Raw genomic sequence first — 15,379 nt, forward strand, 5'->3', positions numbered from 1 at the left:
GGTTTTCCGAGGGTTAACGCGTTAGGCACAAGGCCCGCAACGCGTCACATATTCTCGATCATCACGCTGCCAAATCCCGAGCACGACACTTGCGTCGCGCCTTCCATCAGGCGAGCGAAGTCGTAGGTCACCTTCTTCGACAGGATCGACTTTTCCATGGACGCGATGATCAGATCCGCCGCTTCCGTCCAGCCCATATGCCGCAGCATCATTTCTGCCGAGAGGATCTCCGACCCCGGATTCACGTAGTCCTTGCCCGCATACTTCGGCGCCGTGCCGTGCGTCGCTTCGAACATCGCGACCGAATCGGACAGATTCGCACCCGGTGCGATACCGATGCCGCCCACCTGCGCCGCAAGTGCGTCGGAGATGTAGTCACCGTTCAGGTTGAGCGTGGCGATCACGTCGTACTCGGCCGGACGCAGCAGAATCTGTTGCAAGAAGGCGTCGGCAATCGAGTCCTTGATGATGATGTCTTTGCCCGTCTTGGTGTTTTTCACTTTGCACCACGGGCCACCGTCGATCTCCGTCGCACCGAATTCCTTTTTGGCAAGTGCGTAGCCCCAATCGCGGAACGCCCCTTCCGTGAACTTCATGATGTTGCCCTTGTGCACGAGCGTGACCGTGTCGCGATTGTTGTCGATCGCGTACTGAATGGCCTTGCGCACCAATCGTTCCGTGCCTTCGCGCGACACCGGCTTGATGCCGATGCCCGAGGTCTGCGGAAAGCGGATCTTGCTCACCCCCATTTCACTTTGCAGGAACGCGATCAGCTTCTTCGCCTCGGCCGACTCCGCTTCCCATTCGATTCCCGCATAGATGTCTTCGGAGTTCTCACGGAAGATCACCATGTTGATCTTCTCGGGGTGGCGCACCGGCGACGGCACCCCTTTGAAGTACTGCACAGGGCGCAGACACACGTACAGGTCGAGTTGCTGACGCATTGCCACGTTGAGCGAACGGATACCGCCCCCCACCGGCGTCGTCAGCGGCCCCTTGATCGACACGACATAGTCCTTCACGGCCTGAAGCGTCTCGTCGGGCAACCACACGTCCGGGCCATAGATACGCGTCGACTTTTCGCCCGCATAGATTTCCATCCAACGGATCTTGCGCTTGCCGCCGTATGCCTTCTCCACGGCGGCATCGACAACCTTGAGCATTACCGGCGTAATATCCACGCCCGTGCCGTCGCCCTCGATGTACGGGATGATCGGATTGTCCGGCACGTTCAGTGAGAAATCCTTGTTGACCGTGATCTTCTCGCCTGCCGGGACCTTGATGTGCTGATACGACATGGTGGGGCTCCAATTGATGGATCGGACTGCGCGCATCGAACCGGATGAGGAGTGACCGCTCGACGCATCTCCGCCCTATTGTAGTCATAGCGCCAGTGAATGCATGTGACGCAGATCAAGTCTTATATAAGATATAAGACTTATGTTTTCGATTATGCATTAACATGTCGGGGCTGACCAGAGGAGCGAGTCATCGCGTCATGCGTTCGGGTATTCGGAGACGCCATGCAATATCGCACATCGCTGTCTCGGCAATTTCCGATTTTCTTCCCCCGGTATGACACTTCTCGCGCTCAACAAGCCCTTCGGTACGATTTGCCAGTTTTCGCCGCACCCGACGCGTTCCACGCTCGCCGAATGTGTGACACGTCCGGGGGTCTATCCGGCGGGACGCCTGGATGCCGACAGCGAAGGACTCCTGCTGCTCACCGACGACGGCCGCCTGCAAGCACGCATCGCCGAGCCGGAACGCAAGCTCCCAAAGACCTATTGGGCGCAGGTGGAAGGTGCGTACGACGAAGCGGCCGTTGCGCGGCTGCGTGGCGGTCTCGATCTGGGTGACTTCGTCACACTGCCGTGCCAGGCGCGGGAAATCCCTGAGCCAGCCAGTCTATGGCCGCGTCATCCACCGATCCGCTATCGGGCAAACATCCCGACGCATTGGCTGGAGATCACGCTCGTGGAAGGCAAGAACCGTCAGGTCAGACGCATGACCGCCGCCGTCGGCAAACCGACCCTGCGGCTGGTCCGCGTCGCCATCGGTCCGGTCGACGTCTTTGCATTGAACCTCGCGCCGGGCCAATGGTGCGAACTACCGCAACAAATACTTACACTTTCCGGTCAACCTCGCAGTCGTTCATCTCGTTGAGGGAACAGGTGCGCAACATACGCACCACTAACTGAAACGAGGAAACCAAGTCATGAACAAACTGCTGCTCGCACTGACCGCCGGCCTGATTGTGTCCGGCGCCGCGATGGCCCAACAATCGGCGCCGGCTACGGCGCCTGTCGCCCCGGCGGCGCCTGCAGCAGCAGCGCCTGCTGATCAGGCTGCCCCGGCGAAGAAGGCCACACACAAGAAGCATCATCACAAGAAGTCGGGCAAGAAGGCGATGACCCAGCCGCCCGTCGGTAACAAGCCGTAATACTAGTTTTTGAAAAAATCCGCAGGTGAGTTGTCAACCGATGTCCTGAACGGACGTTAAAGGAAATGACTCACTTCGCGGGTCAACGAGTACACCACCCCAACATCGAGCTTCAACGAGGAATGTCATGAAAAAACTGATCGCTGCCCTGGTCGCTGGCCTTTTCGCAACTGGCGTTTTCGCCCAAGCATCGGCTCCGGCCACTGACGCTGCTGCTGCTCCGGCCGCTGCTAGCAAGCCGGCTGCCAAGAAGAAGTCGTCGCACAAGAAGTCGACCAAGAAGTCGGCTAAGAAGGCTGCCGCTGCTGAAGCTCCGGCTGCTGCCAGCAAGTAAGTACCGCGCTGCGCGGCTTGCCGCGCAACGTACGGTAATAAGCAGGTTGCTTATGCAACCTGCTTTTTTTTCGTCCGGCGGCTACAATGATCCGCCACGTATCTGACGTTCCCCCGATCGTCCCAGGAGCCGTTTGTGATCCGGATTTCGCGTCAACTGGCCGCGCTCGCCGCCAGCGCCACGTTTGCCACCACCGCTGCCGTCATGGCACTCGCGCCAGTGAGCGCCGCCGCGCAAATCAAGCAGCCCGGGCAGTTCCCGACCGTTCAGCTCTCTGCCGGCATGTACCTCATCAAGGCCGAAGTCGCCGCCAATGAGGCAGACCGCGAACAAGGCCTGATGTATCGCACGACAATGCCCGCCAACGCCGGCATGCTGTTCGTGTTCGAACAACGCGCCGGTCATTGCTTCTGGATGAAAAATACCAATCTGCCGTTGTCCATCGCATTTCTTGCCGACGATGGCACGATCGTGAACATCGAAGACATGGCGCCACAGACCGAAGACAATCACTGCCCGCGTGCGGCGGTGCGCTATGCGCTGGAAATGAATCTGGGCTGGTTCAAGAGCAAGAATCTCGGCCCGGGCGCGAAGATTTCGGGCTTGCCGCGCTGACCCCGTGCATTCGACGGCGCGCGCTCAACGGGCGCCGCCCGATATCTCCAACGCGGACCCAAGCGAACGCTCGAGAAATCGATCCAGCAGCCACGGATCGAAGTGACGCCCCCGCTCGGCGAGCATCGCCGCAACAATCTGGGCCGGACGCAGTGCCGATCGATACGGCCGGTGACTCGCCAGCGCGTCGAATACGTCGACCAACGCGACGATCCGTCCCGCCAACGGAATACGATTCCCCGACAGACCATACGGATAACCGCCGCCGTCATAGCGTTCATGATGCGTGCGAGCGACGGTTGCCGCCAACGTGCATGCCGCACCGCCGATAGCGCCCAACATATCGGCCCCCAATTGCGGATGCATACGCATCACATCCATCTCATCGGGCGTCAGCCTGCCCGGCTTTTCCAGTATCGCGTTTGAAATGCAAAGCTTGCCGGTGTCGTGCAGCGCCGCTGCCAGCCCGAGGGCCTGCGCTTTAACGGCAGGCATGCCGAGCGCTTGCGCGAAACGCCAGGCCAGCGCGCCGACGCGCCACATATGCGTGGCAGTGCTACCCCGCTTTTGTTCGGCCAGACGGAAGAGTGTCCATGTGGCTGGCGGCAGGCTGCTCATGAGCCGGGCGTCGGCGAGCCAGTAGCGATGATGGGGATCGTTGTTACGGGATTCGGGGCGACAGGTGTCGCGCGAGGCGTCAGGGGCGAGCGAAAGAGTGGTGGCGCAGATGTCGCGCGCTGGCGCAGGGTCAGGCATACGTTGTCCGTTCTGTTTGAAGTGTTTACTCTAACGACGGCGACATACGCAAATCTTGATGGCGGTCAAGCAAAACGCACGAGACGGTAATCCTGTGACCGCTGAAAACAAAAAACCCACCGCAAGCGGTGGGTTTTCGTTTCGCCGCCAACGCCAGACGCTCGGGTTGGGCGCCTGACGTTCCCTTCAGCGAGTTTCACTGAAGTGGATTGTATCGGCCGGCAAAGTCCGGGAGGCTCGATTACGCGAAATTCTTCGCGGCGAAGTCCCAGTTGACCAGATTCCAGAATGCCTCGACAAACTTCGGACGGGCATTGCGGTAGTCGATGTAGTAGGCGTGTTCCCACACGTCGATGGTGATCAGCGGCTTGTCGGCGCCGGTCAGCGGTGTGGCGGCGTTGCTGGTGTTGACGATGTCGACCGAACCGTCGGCCTTCTTCACGAGCCACGTCCAGCCCGAACCGAAGTTGCCCACGGCCGACTTCGAGAAGGCTTCCTTGAAGGCGTCATACGAACCGAACTTGGCGTCGATGGCCTTGGCCAGATCGCCCGACGGTGCACCGCCGCCCTTGGGCGACAGGGTGCTCCAGAAGAAGGTGTGGTTCCACACCTGTGCTGCGTTGTTGAACACGCCGCCCGACGACTTCTTGATGATGTCTTCGAGGCTGGCGTTTTCGAACTCGGTGCCCTTGATCAGGTTGTTCAAGTTGGTCACATAGGCTTGGTGATGCTTGCCGTAGTGATACTCCATCGTTTCCTTGGAGATGGTCGGCGCCAGTGCATCGATGGCGTACGGCAGTTCAGGGAGCTTGTGTTCCATGGCAATTGTCCTTTGTGCTCTGAGGGGAACCCGATTTTGCATTATCCGGAGCCATCGATTCTAGGGCAGATGCGAAAACCCCGCAAACCGCACGGTTACTTGATTTACCCCACTATGCGATATCTCTGTGACGATTGTTTGCCAATCCCGGCTAATCGACGCACGATGGCTGCGATTTGTCAGTATTGTCGAACCGGGTCCCGCTAAAAAGTATCGTCTAGCCTGACCTGAACATCACCAATGCCGACGTCGGCGGCACCATCGGCCAAGTGCATCGTCACTTGCTGGCCCCGATGCAATTTTCTCGGATCGCGAACCGGCTGGCCCTTCCCATCGAGCACGGCGGCATAGCCGCGCTGTAGCGTGCGGCGCGGATTGAGTAACTCGAGCTGCGCTGTGGCATCGGCGAGTCGTTGGGCAGCGCGCTCTTCCCGGCGCGACATTGTGTTTTGCAGGCGCTGCAAGAGTAACGAGACACGCTCGTGCTGGGGCGCGACATCGGGTACCGCACGCGTCAGGCGAAGGCGCAACATCTCGAAACGGCCACGGCGCTGGGCCAGCGGACGTTCCAACGCGTGTCGCATCCGGTCGCTCAAGTGCGCCAGTTCGCCGCGCTGACGTGCCAGACGCTCACGAGGCGACACCAGCCCGCGAGACAAACTGTCGAGCTGCTGGCCACGCTGTTCCAGCATGCGCCACATCGCCCGGGTCAGCCGCTGGCGTTCCCGGTCGATCTCGCGCAGGCATTCGTCACGGGCCGCACTAATCAGTTCGGTAGCCGCCGTCGGGGTTGGCGCACGCACGTCGGCCACGAAATCCGCGATCGTGAAATCGGTCTCGTGCCCCACACCGGAGACAACGGGTAGCTCGCTGCGCGCAATGGCGTGGGCGAGCACTTCCTCGTTGAACGCCCACAGGTCTTCGATGGAACCACCGCCACGGCACAGCAACAGGGCGTCGACCTCGCGGCGGGCGTTGGCCGTATCGAGCGCCGCCGCCAGCCGTGTCGCCGCATCCGCCCCTTGCACGGGCGCCGGATAGACCACCACCGCAACGTGGGGGGCACGCCGGGCGAGCGTCGTCAGCACGTCGCGCAACGCGGCGGCCTGCAACGACGTGACAACGCCTACCCGGCGGGCATACCTCGGCAAAGCACGCTTGCGCTGGGCGTCGAACAACCCTGCGGCGGCGAGCTTCTCCTTGAGTTTCAGAAACGCCTCATACAGATTGCCCTGCCCTGCGCGGCGGATCGCCTCGACATTGAGCTGGACCTCTCCGCGTGGCACGTACATGGAGAGCAGCGCACGAACCTCGACGCGATCGCCCTCTTTCGGCGAGAAGTCGGCGTGCTGCGCGCGGCCGCGGAACATCACACAGCGCATTTGCGCTTGCGCGTCCTTGATCGAGAAATACCAGTGGCCGCTCGCCGCACGCGTGAAGTTCGAAATTTCGCCGCTGACCCATGCCAGCGGAAAGCTCCGCTCCAGCACGCCGGCCACGGCTTTGTTCAAATCCGAAACACTTAGCACGCGATCCGCACCACTAATGGGCCGGGCGTCGTCGAAAGATGGGTTCATACGTATTCGCTGACAAAAAAGCTGTCCACAGGCCCGCTAATTTAAGGGTTTTCGCGCCCACATGCCCGATATTTCCTGCATCGCGACGCCAAACCCTTGATTTATCGGGCTGTGCGGTCGCCTTTACCGTGATGCCGTGAGGTCATTCCGGGAGGATCGCCAAGATATAGGCTGAGGAGGCGACATGTGCACATAGTTATCCACAGGCTGCACGCCATTTCTTGGGAATCGTGAGCTTGCGGCAGTGTTCATTTCTGAAACAAATTGCTGCCCATTCTTTAATCACGAACTAAAAAGTACAGTCGGGTCAAAGAGTTGCCGAACGTATCCCAAGGTTGTCCACATCCTTGTGCTCGGATGATGTGGAAAACGGTGCTTGCCCATCCCCACCCTGCACGCTACAGTTCGGACTCGTTTGCCCCATCCCCCGCACCAAGCAAGAGGTCGTCTTTGTTCGCCGTTATCCAGGCCGCCGGCTGGCCCATCTGGCCACTTCTCATCGCTTCCGTCATCGCCCTTGCCCTGATCGTCGAGCGCGCCCTGTCGCTGCGCCGCGCGCGCGTACTGCCAAGCGGGGTGCTCGAAAACGCGATCACCCTTGCCCGCCGCGGTTCGGCCAAACAGGATGCCACCGAAGCGTTGGCGCGCGGCTCGATGCTCGGGCGCGTATTAGCCACCGGTGTTCGTTTCGTCGCACACAACCCGCAAGGGCCGCGCGAAAGCGCCAAGGAGGCGCTGGAAGAGACCGGGCGTGCAGTCGCGCATGAACTCGAACGCTTCCTGCCCGCGCTGGGCACCATTGCCTCGGTCGCACCTTTGATGGGGCTGTTCGGCACGGTCATCGGCATGATCGAGATCTTCGGCGCGCAAGACGCCACGGGCACCGACCCGGCGCAACTGGCACACGGCATTTCGGTGGCCCTGTACAACACCGGCTTCGGTCTGATGATCGCGATTCCGGCGATGATCTTCTATCGTTACTACCGCACTCGCGTCGATGCGTTTCTGGTCGAACTCGAGACGCAAGCCGTCCATTTTCTCGATGCCACGCTGCCGCGGCACTGATCCGAGAGACACGCGATGAATTTCCGTCGAGGTCTCTCCACGCGCGACGAGCCGGAGATCAATCTGATCCCGCTCATCGATGTGCTGCTCGTCATCCTGATCTTCCTGATGGTCACTACGACCTATACGCGATACACGGCGCTCAAGGTCAATCTGCCGACAGCCGATGCAGAAAAGGCTGTCGTGCCGCCGCGTCAGATCGTGGTATCGATCGGTGCCGACGGCAGTTACGCCATCGACCGGCACCCGCTCGGGCAGCGCGATGTCGCCAGCCTCACGGCTGCGCTGCGCCAGGCGGCAGGCCCCGCGAATAGCAGTGCAGAATCACCGGTCATCATCATTAACGCCGACGCCAAGAGCACCCATCAGTCGGTCATCAACGTGATGGAAGCTGCCCGCGAGGCCGGTCTGTCGCGACTGACCTTCGCCGCGCGCTCGACTGCCGCCCGCGGCGAGGCACCCTCCCGCTCCCGATGACCACGCCGCTATCCCCCTCAGGCCAGACCAACGGCACGCGTTCGCGTGCATTGGTGCCGCGCCTGTCGGGCTCGCTTGTGCATTGGGTGAGCGCGCAATGGCAACGACGGGGACTTGTTGCCTGGCTATTGTGGCCCGTGTCGTGGGTTTTCGGCGCCATGGCGGCATGGCGGCGCCTGAGCTTTCGACAGGGCTGGAGGACGTCGACGCGGCTGCCCGTGCCTGTCGTCGTGGTCGGTAATCTGACCGTCGGCGGTACGGGCAAGACCCCGACCGTCATCGCGCTCGTCGGCGCGCTGCGTGCGCACGGTTATACGCCGGGGATACTCTCTCGCGGATACGGAGCAACACTGTCTCATCCGACCGAAGTCGGCGTGACGGCACGGCCCGAAGACGTCGGCGACGAACCGCTGCTGATTGCCAAGCGCACCGGCGCACCCGTGTGGGTGTGGCCGTCGCGGGTCGAAGGTGGCCGTGCGTTGCTCGCCGCGCATCCGGCGTGTGACGTCATCGTTTGCGACGATGGCCTACAGCATTACGCACTGGCACGCGACGTCGAGATCGCCGTCTTCGACCATCGCCTGGGCGGCAACGGTTTCCTGCTGCCCGCCGGACCGCTGCGCGAACCGCTGTCGCGTCAGCGCGATGCCAATCTCATCAACGATCCCTACGGCCGAACGCTGCCCGAATGGCCGCACACGTGGCGCCTCACGCTCACGCTGGGCGACGCATGGTGTGTGAGCCAGCCTGGGCTCACCCGGGCGCTTTCGCACTTCGCAGGTAAACGCGTGCTGGCTACGGCCGGCATCGGCGCGCCTGAGCGCTTCTTCGCCGCGCTGCGGACCGCCGGCCTGCAAATCGAGACGCTCGCGTTGCCCGATCATTACGATTTTGCGTCGAATCCGTTCGACGGCGTGGCCGCCGACGCCATCCTGATCACCGAAAAGGATGCAGTAAAATGCGTCACCTGGTCCGACCCGCGGGTGTGGGCCGTACCTGCCGAGGCCTCGCTCGATGCGCGCCTCGTATCACTGGTAGTGGAGAAATTGCGTGGACAACCGACTGTTTGAGATTCTCGTCTGCCCGTTGTGCAAGGGCCCCCTGGAGTACGACAAGAAAGCCCAGGAGCTGATTTGCCACGCAGACAAGCTCGCCTATCCGATTCGCGACGGCATTCCCGTCATGCTGGCCGATGAAGCACGCCAGTCAGTCGAGGGTACCCCCGTTCCCCTGAACGACGACAAGTCTGCATCGTGAGCGATTCGATCAACACCGTCGACTTCGTCGCTGTGGTGCCGGCGCGCCTCGCATCGACACGTCTGCCCAACAAACCGCTCGCGGATATTGGCGGCAAGCCAATGGTCGTGCGCGTGGCAGAGCGCGCGCGTGAGTCGGGCGCGTGCCAGGTCGTCGTCGCCACCGACGCTCAACGCGTGGTCGATGCCGTCTCGGCGCATGGCTTCGACGTGGTGCTGACGCGCGCCGATCACCCCACGGGAACCGATCGTCTTGCCGAGGTGGCCGTTCAGCAGGGGTGGTCCGACGACACCATCGTCGTCAACGTGCAGGGTGACGAGCCGCTCGTCGATCCGCGGCTGATTCATGCGGTGGCCGCGCATCTGGCGGAGCATCCGGAATGTGCGCTTTCGACCGCCGCGCACCCGATTACCGACAACGCGGAGATTTTCTCTCCGAACGTCGTCAAGGTCGTGCTCGACGTGCACGGCCGGGCACTCTACTTTTCTCGCGCGCCCATTCCCTGGTCGCGCGACGCATGGTCCGCCGGGCTTACCCATGCGGCAAGCCTGCCGGCGGCGACCACGCCCATCTTTCGTCACATCGGGCTTTACGCCTATCGCGCCAAGTTTCTGCGCAGCTATCCGAGCCTGCCGCAAGCGCCGATCGAGACCGCCGAGTCGCTCGAGCAACTTCGGGCGCTCTGGCATGGCGAACGCATTGCGGTGCTGGTGACCGACGATGCGCCGCTACCGGGCGTCGACACCGCCGAAGATCTCGAACGCGTTCGCGCACTGCTGCAAAACTGAAGTCCGATCTCGTGCGAATTTCGGGGTTGCCGCACCGGCGCGAAACGCACGCAGGTGTCCCGGAAATCGCACCGGCAGGACTTCCACGACGCGGCAAAACGCCGACGGGCGGGCGCGTCGTGGCATAATCGCTCTAATTCTCGCGAGCAGACCCCCGGTCGCGCGCGCCGCGCCCCGCCGAGCGCGGCGTCTGCGCGCAGCGCGGCTGGCCGGTCACAGGACCCGCCACCGCCGCAGATCGCCGGAGACGCACCGGCCTGCCGCACGCAAAGCATTCACAAATCACAAACTTTCAGGAGTCATCAATGCGTCTGATTTTGTTGGGGGCACCCGGGGCCGGCAAGGGCACCCAAGCAACATTCATCAAGGAAAAATTCGGCATTCCGCAAATCTCGACCGGCGACATGCTGCGCGCGGCGATCAAGGAAGGCACCCAACTCGGCCTCGAAGCCAAGCGCTTCATGGACGCAGGCGACCTCGTGCCGGATGGCGTCATCATCGGCATGGTGCGTGAGCGCCTGACTGCCGACGATTGCAAGAACGGCTATCTGTTCGACGGTTTCCCGCGCACGATCGCGCAGGCGGAAGCCATGAAGGAAGCCGGCGTCGCCATCGACTTCGTGCTCGAAATCGACGTGCCGTTCGACGAGATCATTACCCGCATGAGCGGCCGTCGTACGCACCCGGCATCGGGCCGCACGTATCACGTCACCTTCAACCCGCCCAAGGTGGAAGGCAAGGACGACGTGACCGGCGAACCGCTCGTGCAGCGCGAAGACGACAAGGAAGACACCGTCAAGAAGCGCCTCGCCGTCTACGAATCGCAAACCAAACCGCTCGTCGCCTACTATTCGGATTGGGCGAAGCATGGCAGCCCTGGCTCGATTGTCGAGGCACCGCAATATCGCAAGATCTCGGGCCAGGGCAGCGTGGACGACATCCGCGCGCGCGTGTTCGATGCACTGAAGTAAGCACGTCGGCGCCGCCCCGCATGACCCGGTGCGACACTTGGCGCGCCCGGTCGGGTGAGCCTCAATGACGCTTTAGAAAAAGGCGGCCAGTTCACACTGTGCCGCCTTTTTTGCCAAAGGAGGATGACGCATGGAAATTCAGGGCAATGTGTTTCTGATCACCGGTGGCGCCTCGGGCCTGGGTGCGGCCGCCGCGCGCTGGCTTGCCGGACTCGGCGCAAAGGTCGTACTCGCCGACGTAAACGTCGATGAGGGTGAAGCGCTCGCGGAGAAGCTCGGCGGCAAGTTCGTCAAATGCGATGTCACGCGCGAAGACGACGGCAAGGCGGCAGTGGCAGCAGCTAGCGCTCTCGGCACACTGCGCGGCCTCGTCAATTGCGCGGGTATCGCAATTGGCGGCAAGACCGTCGGCCGCGACGGCCCCCACCCGCTCGACACTTTCTCCCGCGTCATCCAGATCAACCTGATCGGCACGTTCAACATGATTCGGCTCGCCGCCACCGCGATGAGTCAGAGCGAACCGAACGGCGAAGGCGAACGCGGCGTGATCGTCAATACCGCCTCGGTCGCCGCTTTCGACGGTCAGATGGGGCAGGCCGCGTATGCGGCCTCCAAAGGTGGCGTGGCAAGCCTGACGTTGCCGGTGGCGCGCGATCTGTCGCGCAGCGGAATCCGCGTGATGACTATCGCACCGGGCATTTTCGAAACCCCCATGATGCTCGCCATGCCGGCCGAAGTGCAGGCGTCGCTCGGCCAAATGGTGCCGTTCCCGCCCCGGCTGGGCAAACCGGCAGAATACGCGATGCTCGTGGAGCAGATCGTGCGCAATCCGATGCTCAACGGCGAAGTCATTCGGCTCGACGGCGCGATCCGCATGCAGCCGAAATAGGATCGGAAATGCCGGCACGCGGCATCCGAGTCACTTTGCCGCGGCGCAGCAAAATATCGTTTCGACTGTGACTACAATGGAATGCCGACCGCATCTTGCGGTCGGCTTAGACGCCGGTTCCATCGCTGGCGCCCTTGCAGTGTCCCCGTCCCCGAGGCAGGAGGCTGGCATGAAATCACTGGCGCAACAGATGTCGTTTTATCAGCGCTATCACCGCAGTCCCAAGAATCGTCTTACCCATTTCTTCGGCGTTCCCATGATTATTCTTGCTGTGATGCAGGCGTTCTCGTGGGTGCCGCTCGGCCCGAGCGGCCTGAACGCCACGCATGTGATCGTGCTGGTGCTGCTGATGTATTACTTCCTGCTCGATGTCCCGCTGGCACTAGCCATGACCGCTTTTTTCGCCGTGCTGCTGGCGCTCACGCAACATCTGGCCCGACTGCCGTGGCCTTGGGCGCTGACCGTCTTTGGCGTGCTGTTCGTCGGCGGCTGGATCATCCAACTGATCGGGCACCATTTCGAGGGCCGTAAGCCTGCCTTGCTCGACAACCTCTTTCAGATATTTATCGCACCGATGTTCCTGATGGCCGAAGTGTTCTTCCATTTCGGTTACAAACCGGGATTGCAGCGGCGAGTTCAGGAACTCGCGGCGCAGTCGGTGTGAAAAGCCAAACACCTCGATCATCGATGTGAAAAAGCGAAACGCCAGCCGGTCAGGCTGGCGTTCTTCATCCGACGCACGAAAACGGAGCGCTCGAGCGCTACCCGTGGCTTCCCGGACGACGGCTCAGGTCGTCGAGCACCTGACGGATGGCTTCGGCGTCGTCTGCATCGGGACGCTTGCCCAGATAGTGTTCGAGATCGTCCTGTGCCGGACGTACCAGTCCGAGACGCGCATAAGCCAACCCGCGATCCCGCTTCTCGACAGGCTGGTCGGGCAAGACCAGCACCATGCGCTCCTGCACGGCGAGCAAACGCTCCCATCGTTCGCTCTGCGTGTAGATCGCTCGCAGATTACGCAGCATCCGGGCGAGGATTTCGCGCGGGGTCGCAGGCTCCAGAAACGGGTGCAGCAGCGCCCACAACGCCAATTCCTGAATCGGCTCGGCGCTTTCGTCGCGATAGTGCTTCAGATACGGCTCGACCATCTCGAGCAGCCGTTGCGGCGAGAGCGAATTGCCCGAGAGCGGGTCGATGACCACGTCGCCAGCCGGCACGGCAAGCCGCAGCAGGAAATGCCCCGGGAACGACAGGCCACGCAAAGGCAAGCCGATCTGGTGACCGATCTCCATGCAGAGCACGGCCAACGAGATGGGGATGCCACGGCGACGATCCAGCACAACATGCAAGTGGCTGTTGTCCGGGTCATAGTAGTCGTTCTGGTTGACCGCGAACCCGAGTTCGCGGAAGAAATAATGGTCGAGCAGTTGGAGCTTTTGCAGCGGCCCGGCATCCGGCGGCAGACGCTTGGCCAGACGCGCGGCAAGCGCATCGATCTGGGTCAGCGTGTCCTGCACGTCGAGATCCGGATAAACGTCTTGCGCGATTGCGATGGCCGCTTCGGTAAGCGGCAGACCGTCGTCGGACGCAACCAGCGCAGCAAAATACTCGAGAATTCGATTTGCCATGCGGTATCCGTGGATTCTGCCGTTTCAGCGGCCCGCTAATGCGGCATTAGCGAGTGCGTCGGCGGAAGAACGAGAAATTGAAACCCATGAGGAATAATGCCCCGAAATACACCACGGCGCATAGAACCAGACTGGCGCCAAGCAGCGCAATGCGCGAGAGCGGCCGAGCCCCGAGCGCGACCCAGTCGAAACTCTGGGTGAACCACAACAGCACGCCGGCCAGAATCAGGCAGGCGGCGAGCAATTGCACGAAGAACAGCCGCCAGCCCGGCGCCGGTCGGTAAATGCCGCGTTTGCGGAGTCCGGCGAAGAGCAGCGCAGCATTCATGCATGCGCCGACACCAATCGACAGCGACAGCCCGGCATGAGCGAACCAGCGCACGAAAAGCAGGTTCGAGAGCTGCGTGGCGATGAGCACGACAACGGCGATCTTCACCGGCGTCTTGATGTCCTGCTTGGCGTAGAACCCCGGTGCCAGAATCTTGATGAGAATCAGGCCGACCAGCCCCACGCCATAGGCCGTGAGCGCATGCGCCGTCATCGTGACGTCGGTCGCGTCGAAACGGCCATATTGGTAAAGCGTAGCGGTCAGCGGTTCGGCATAGACGAAGAGTCCCACAGCGCTCGGCATCGCGAGCAGGAACGTCAGGCGCAGCCCCCAGTCCAGCAGCGCGGAATACTCTGCGGCGTCGCCGTCGGCATGAGCGCGCGACAGACTCGGCAGCAGGATCGTGCCCAGCGCCACGCCCAGCAGCGCTGTCGGGAACTCCATCAGCCGGTCGGCGTAAGCCAGCCACGACACACTGCCCTGCGCGAGACGCGACGCGATGTTCGTATTGATGATCAGGCTGATCTGGGCCACCGATACCGCCAGCGTTGCCGGCACCATCTTCGCCAGCACCCGCTTCACCCCGGCGTTGCGCAGGGCCGCTGCCACGTTGAGGGTGATTCGCGGCACCATGCCGATACGCGCGAGCGCCGGGAGTTGGATCACCAGTTGCAGCACGCCCCCGACGATCACCGCGTAGGCCAGCGCGTAGACCGGTGTCTCCAGATGCGGGGCGACCCACAGCGATGCGATGATCGAACTGACGTTGAGCAGTACCGGCGCAAACGCGGGCATCGAGAACTGACGCCAGGTATTGAGCACCCCGGCGGCAAGTGTCGTGATCGAAATAAGGGTGATGTATGGGAACATCACGCGGGTCATGAAGACAGCGGCGTCGAACGTACCGTTCTCGTGCGCGAGACCCGTGGCTACCGCGTAGACAACGCCCGACGCGCCAAGCACCCCGGCAATGGTGATCGACAGCAGTACCCAGAACAGCACCGTCGTGACCGAATCGACGAGGGTTTTCGTCTCTTCTTCACTACGCTGCGATTTGAATTCGGCCAGAATCGGCACGAATGCCTGCGAAAACGCCCCTTCAGCGGACAAGCGGCGCAGCAGATTGGGAATGCGGAACGCGACGTTGTAGGCGTCGGTCATGGGACCGGCACCAAACATGCGCGCGATAAGAATTTCACGGACCAGACCGGTGATGCGCGAAAGCATCGTGAAACCGCTGACCGTAGCGAGAGCTTTGAGCAAATTCATGTTGCGCGTATTATACGCACAGCGTTGCAGCAAAGAAGTTGCAATTTCCGTTGACCTTCGGCTATAATCGACGGTTTCGAAGTCAATGGATTGCTTCCTGGCCACCGTGTCTCCCAGGGAGCCGAGCCAAACTGCATAGAAGCCGCATCAGGCGGAGCAATT

18 protein-coding genes are annotated in these 15,379 nt (G+C 61.9%); 12 read left to right on the top strand and 6 right to left on the bottom strand.

Features of this window, described 5'->3' with window-relative positions; all coding sequences use genetic code 11:
* Positions 1-44: 44 nt before the first annotated feature.
* Entirely contained in the window at positions 45-1,298 is a 1,254-nt protein-coding gene (icd, locus tag C266_RS16015) for an NADP-dependent isocitrate dehydrogenase (protein WP_010807126.1), read from the bottom strand.
* A gap of 277 nt (positions 1,299-1,575) precedes the next feature.
* Between icd and C266_RS16020 the strand changes: the two genes are divergently transcribed.
* The 4 genes from C266_RS16020 to C266_RS16035 all read left to right on the top strand — a co-directional run bounded on the left by C266_RS16020 (position 1,576) and on the right by C266_RS16035 (position 3,392).
* Positions 1,576-2,166: a pseudouridine synthase gene (locus C266_RS16020; RefSeq protein ID WP_010807127.1), complete on the top strand. Its 591-nt coding sequence runs from the start codon at positions 1,576-1,578 to the stop codon at positions 2,164-2,166.
* A 52-nt stretch (positions 2,167-2,218) separates the two neighbouring features.
* Positions 2,219-2,443: a hypothetical protein gene (locus C266_RS16025; protein ID WP_010807128.1), complete on the top strand. Its 225-nt coding sequence runs from the start codon at positions 2,219-2,221 to the stop codon at positions 2,441-2,443.
* Between the two features lie 127 nt (positions 2,444-2,570).
* A complete protein-coding gene (locus tag C266_RS16030; RefSeq protein WP_010807129.1) occupies positions 2,571-2,777 on the top strand; it encodes a hypothetical protein in 207 nt (68 codons plus the stop codon).
* A gap of 204 nt (positions 2,778-2,981) precedes the next feature.
* Entirely contained in the window at positions 2,982-3,392 is a 411-nt protein-coding gene (locus C266_RS16035; RefSeq protein ID WP_051126370.1) for a DUF192 domain-containing protein, read from the top strand.
* 24 nt (positions 3,393-3,416) lie between these two features.
* Here the strand turns inward: C266_RS16035 and C266_RS16040 are convergent, their stop codons facing one another.
* From C266_RS16040 to xseA, 3 genes are all read right to left on the bottom strand, one after another.
* On the bottom strand, positions 3,417-4,148 hold the full coding sequence (locus C266_RS16040; RefSeq protein WP_010807131.1) for an HD-GYP domain-containing protein: 732 nt from the start codon (positions 4,146-4,148) through the stop codon (positions 3,417-3,419).
* A gap of 241 nt (positions 4,149-4,389) precedes the next feature.
* Positions 4,390-4,968, bottom strand: coding sequence for a superoxide dismutase [Fe] (gene sodB, locus C266_RS16045; protein WP_010807132.1), 579 nt, complete (start codon positions 4,966-4,968; stop codon positions 4,390-4,392).
* 203 nt (positions 4,969-5,171) lie between these two features.
* On the bottom strand, positions 5,172-6,545 hold the full coding sequence (gene xseA, locus C266_RS16050; protein ID WP_010807133.1) for an exodeoxyribonuclease VII large subunit: 1,374 nt from the start codon (positions 6,543-6,545) through the stop codon (positions 5,172-5,174).
* Between the two features lie 450 nt (positions 6,546-6,995).
* Between xseA and C266_RS16055 the strand changes: the two genes are divergently transcribed.
* From C266_RS16055 to C266_RS16090, 8 genes are all read left to right on the top strand, one after another.
* Entirely contained in the window at positions 6,996-7,610 is a 615-nt protein-coding gene (locus C266_RS16055) for a MotA/TolQ/ExbB proton channel family protein (RefSeq protein ID WP_010807134.1), read from the top strand.
* 15 nt (positions 7,611-7,625) lie between these two features.
* Positions 7,626-8,087: a biopolymer transporter ExbD gene (locus C266_RS16060; RefSeq protein WP_010807135.1), complete on the top strand. Its 462-nt coding sequence runs from the start codon at positions 7,626-7,628 to the stop codon at positions 8,085-8,087.
* 53 nt (positions 8,088-8,140) lie between these two features.
* Positions 8,141-9,157, top strand: a complete 1,017-nt coding sequence (lpxK, locus tag C266_RS16065; protein ID WP_051126372.1) for a tetraacyldisaccharide 4'-kinase — start codon at positions 8,141-8,143, stop codon at positions 9,155-9,157.
* Entirely contained in the window at positions 9,138-9,344 is a 207-nt protein-coding gene (locus C266_RS16070) for a Trm112 family protein (RefSeq protein WP_010807137.1), read from the top strand. The genes lpxK and C266_RS16070 overlap by 20 nt, the downstream gene beginning before the upstream one ends.
* Positions 9,341-10,132, top strand: coding sequence for a 3-deoxy-manno-octulosonate cytidylyltransferase (kdsB, locus tag C266_RS16075; protein ID WP_010807138.1), 792 nt, complete (start codon positions 9,341-9,343; stop codon positions 10,130-10,132). The genes C266_RS16070 and kdsB overlap by 4 nt, the downstream gene beginning before the upstream one ends.
* 305 nt (positions 10,133-10,437) lie before the next feature.
* Complete coding sequence (gene adk, locus C266_RS16080; RefSeq protein WP_010807139.1) at positions 10,438-11,103, top strand: adenylate kinase; 666 nt, start codon at positions 10,438-10,440, stop codon at positions 11,101-11,103.
* Between the two features lie 130 nt (positions 11,104-11,233).
* Positions 11,234-11,992 (top strand): SDR family NAD(P)-dependent oxidoreductase, encoded by a 759-nt coding sequence (locus C266_RS16085; protein ID WP_010807140.1) that lies wholly within the window; start codon positions 11,234-11,236, stop codon positions 11,990-11,992.
* Positions 11,993-12,161: 169 nt separating this feature from the next.
* The gene (locus tag C266_RS16090) at positions 12,162-12,656 is read left to right on the top strand and encodes a DUF962 domain-containing protein (protein ID WP_010807141.1); all 495 of its coding nucleotides are present in this window, start codon (positions 12,162-12,164) and stop codon (positions 12,654-12,656) included.
* Positions 12,657-12,753: 97 nt separating this feature from the next.
* On the opposite strand, the gene C266_RS16095 is transcribed toward C266_RS16090, so the two are convergent.
* A complete protein-coding gene (locus C266_RS16095) occupies positions 12,754-13,620 on the bottom strand; it encodes a SirB1 family protein (protein ID WP_010807142.1) in 867 nt (288 codons plus the stop codon).
* A gap of 46 nt (positions 13,621-13,666) precedes the next feature.
* Complete coding sequence (gene murJ / locus C266_RS16100; protein ID WP_010807143.1) at positions 13,667-15,217, bottom strand: murein biosynthesis integral membrane protein MurJ; 1,551 nt, start codon at positions 15,215-15,217, stop codon at positions 13,667-13,669.
* Positions 15,218-15,379 lie beyond the last annotated feature (162 nt).

The sequence above is a fragment of the Pandoraea sp. SD6-2 genome (assembly GCF_000389825.1).
In the GTDB taxonomy this organism is placed as follows: domain Bacteria; phylum Pseudomonadota; class Gammaproteobacteria; order Burkholderiales; family Burkholderiaceae; genus Pandoraea; species Pandoraea communis.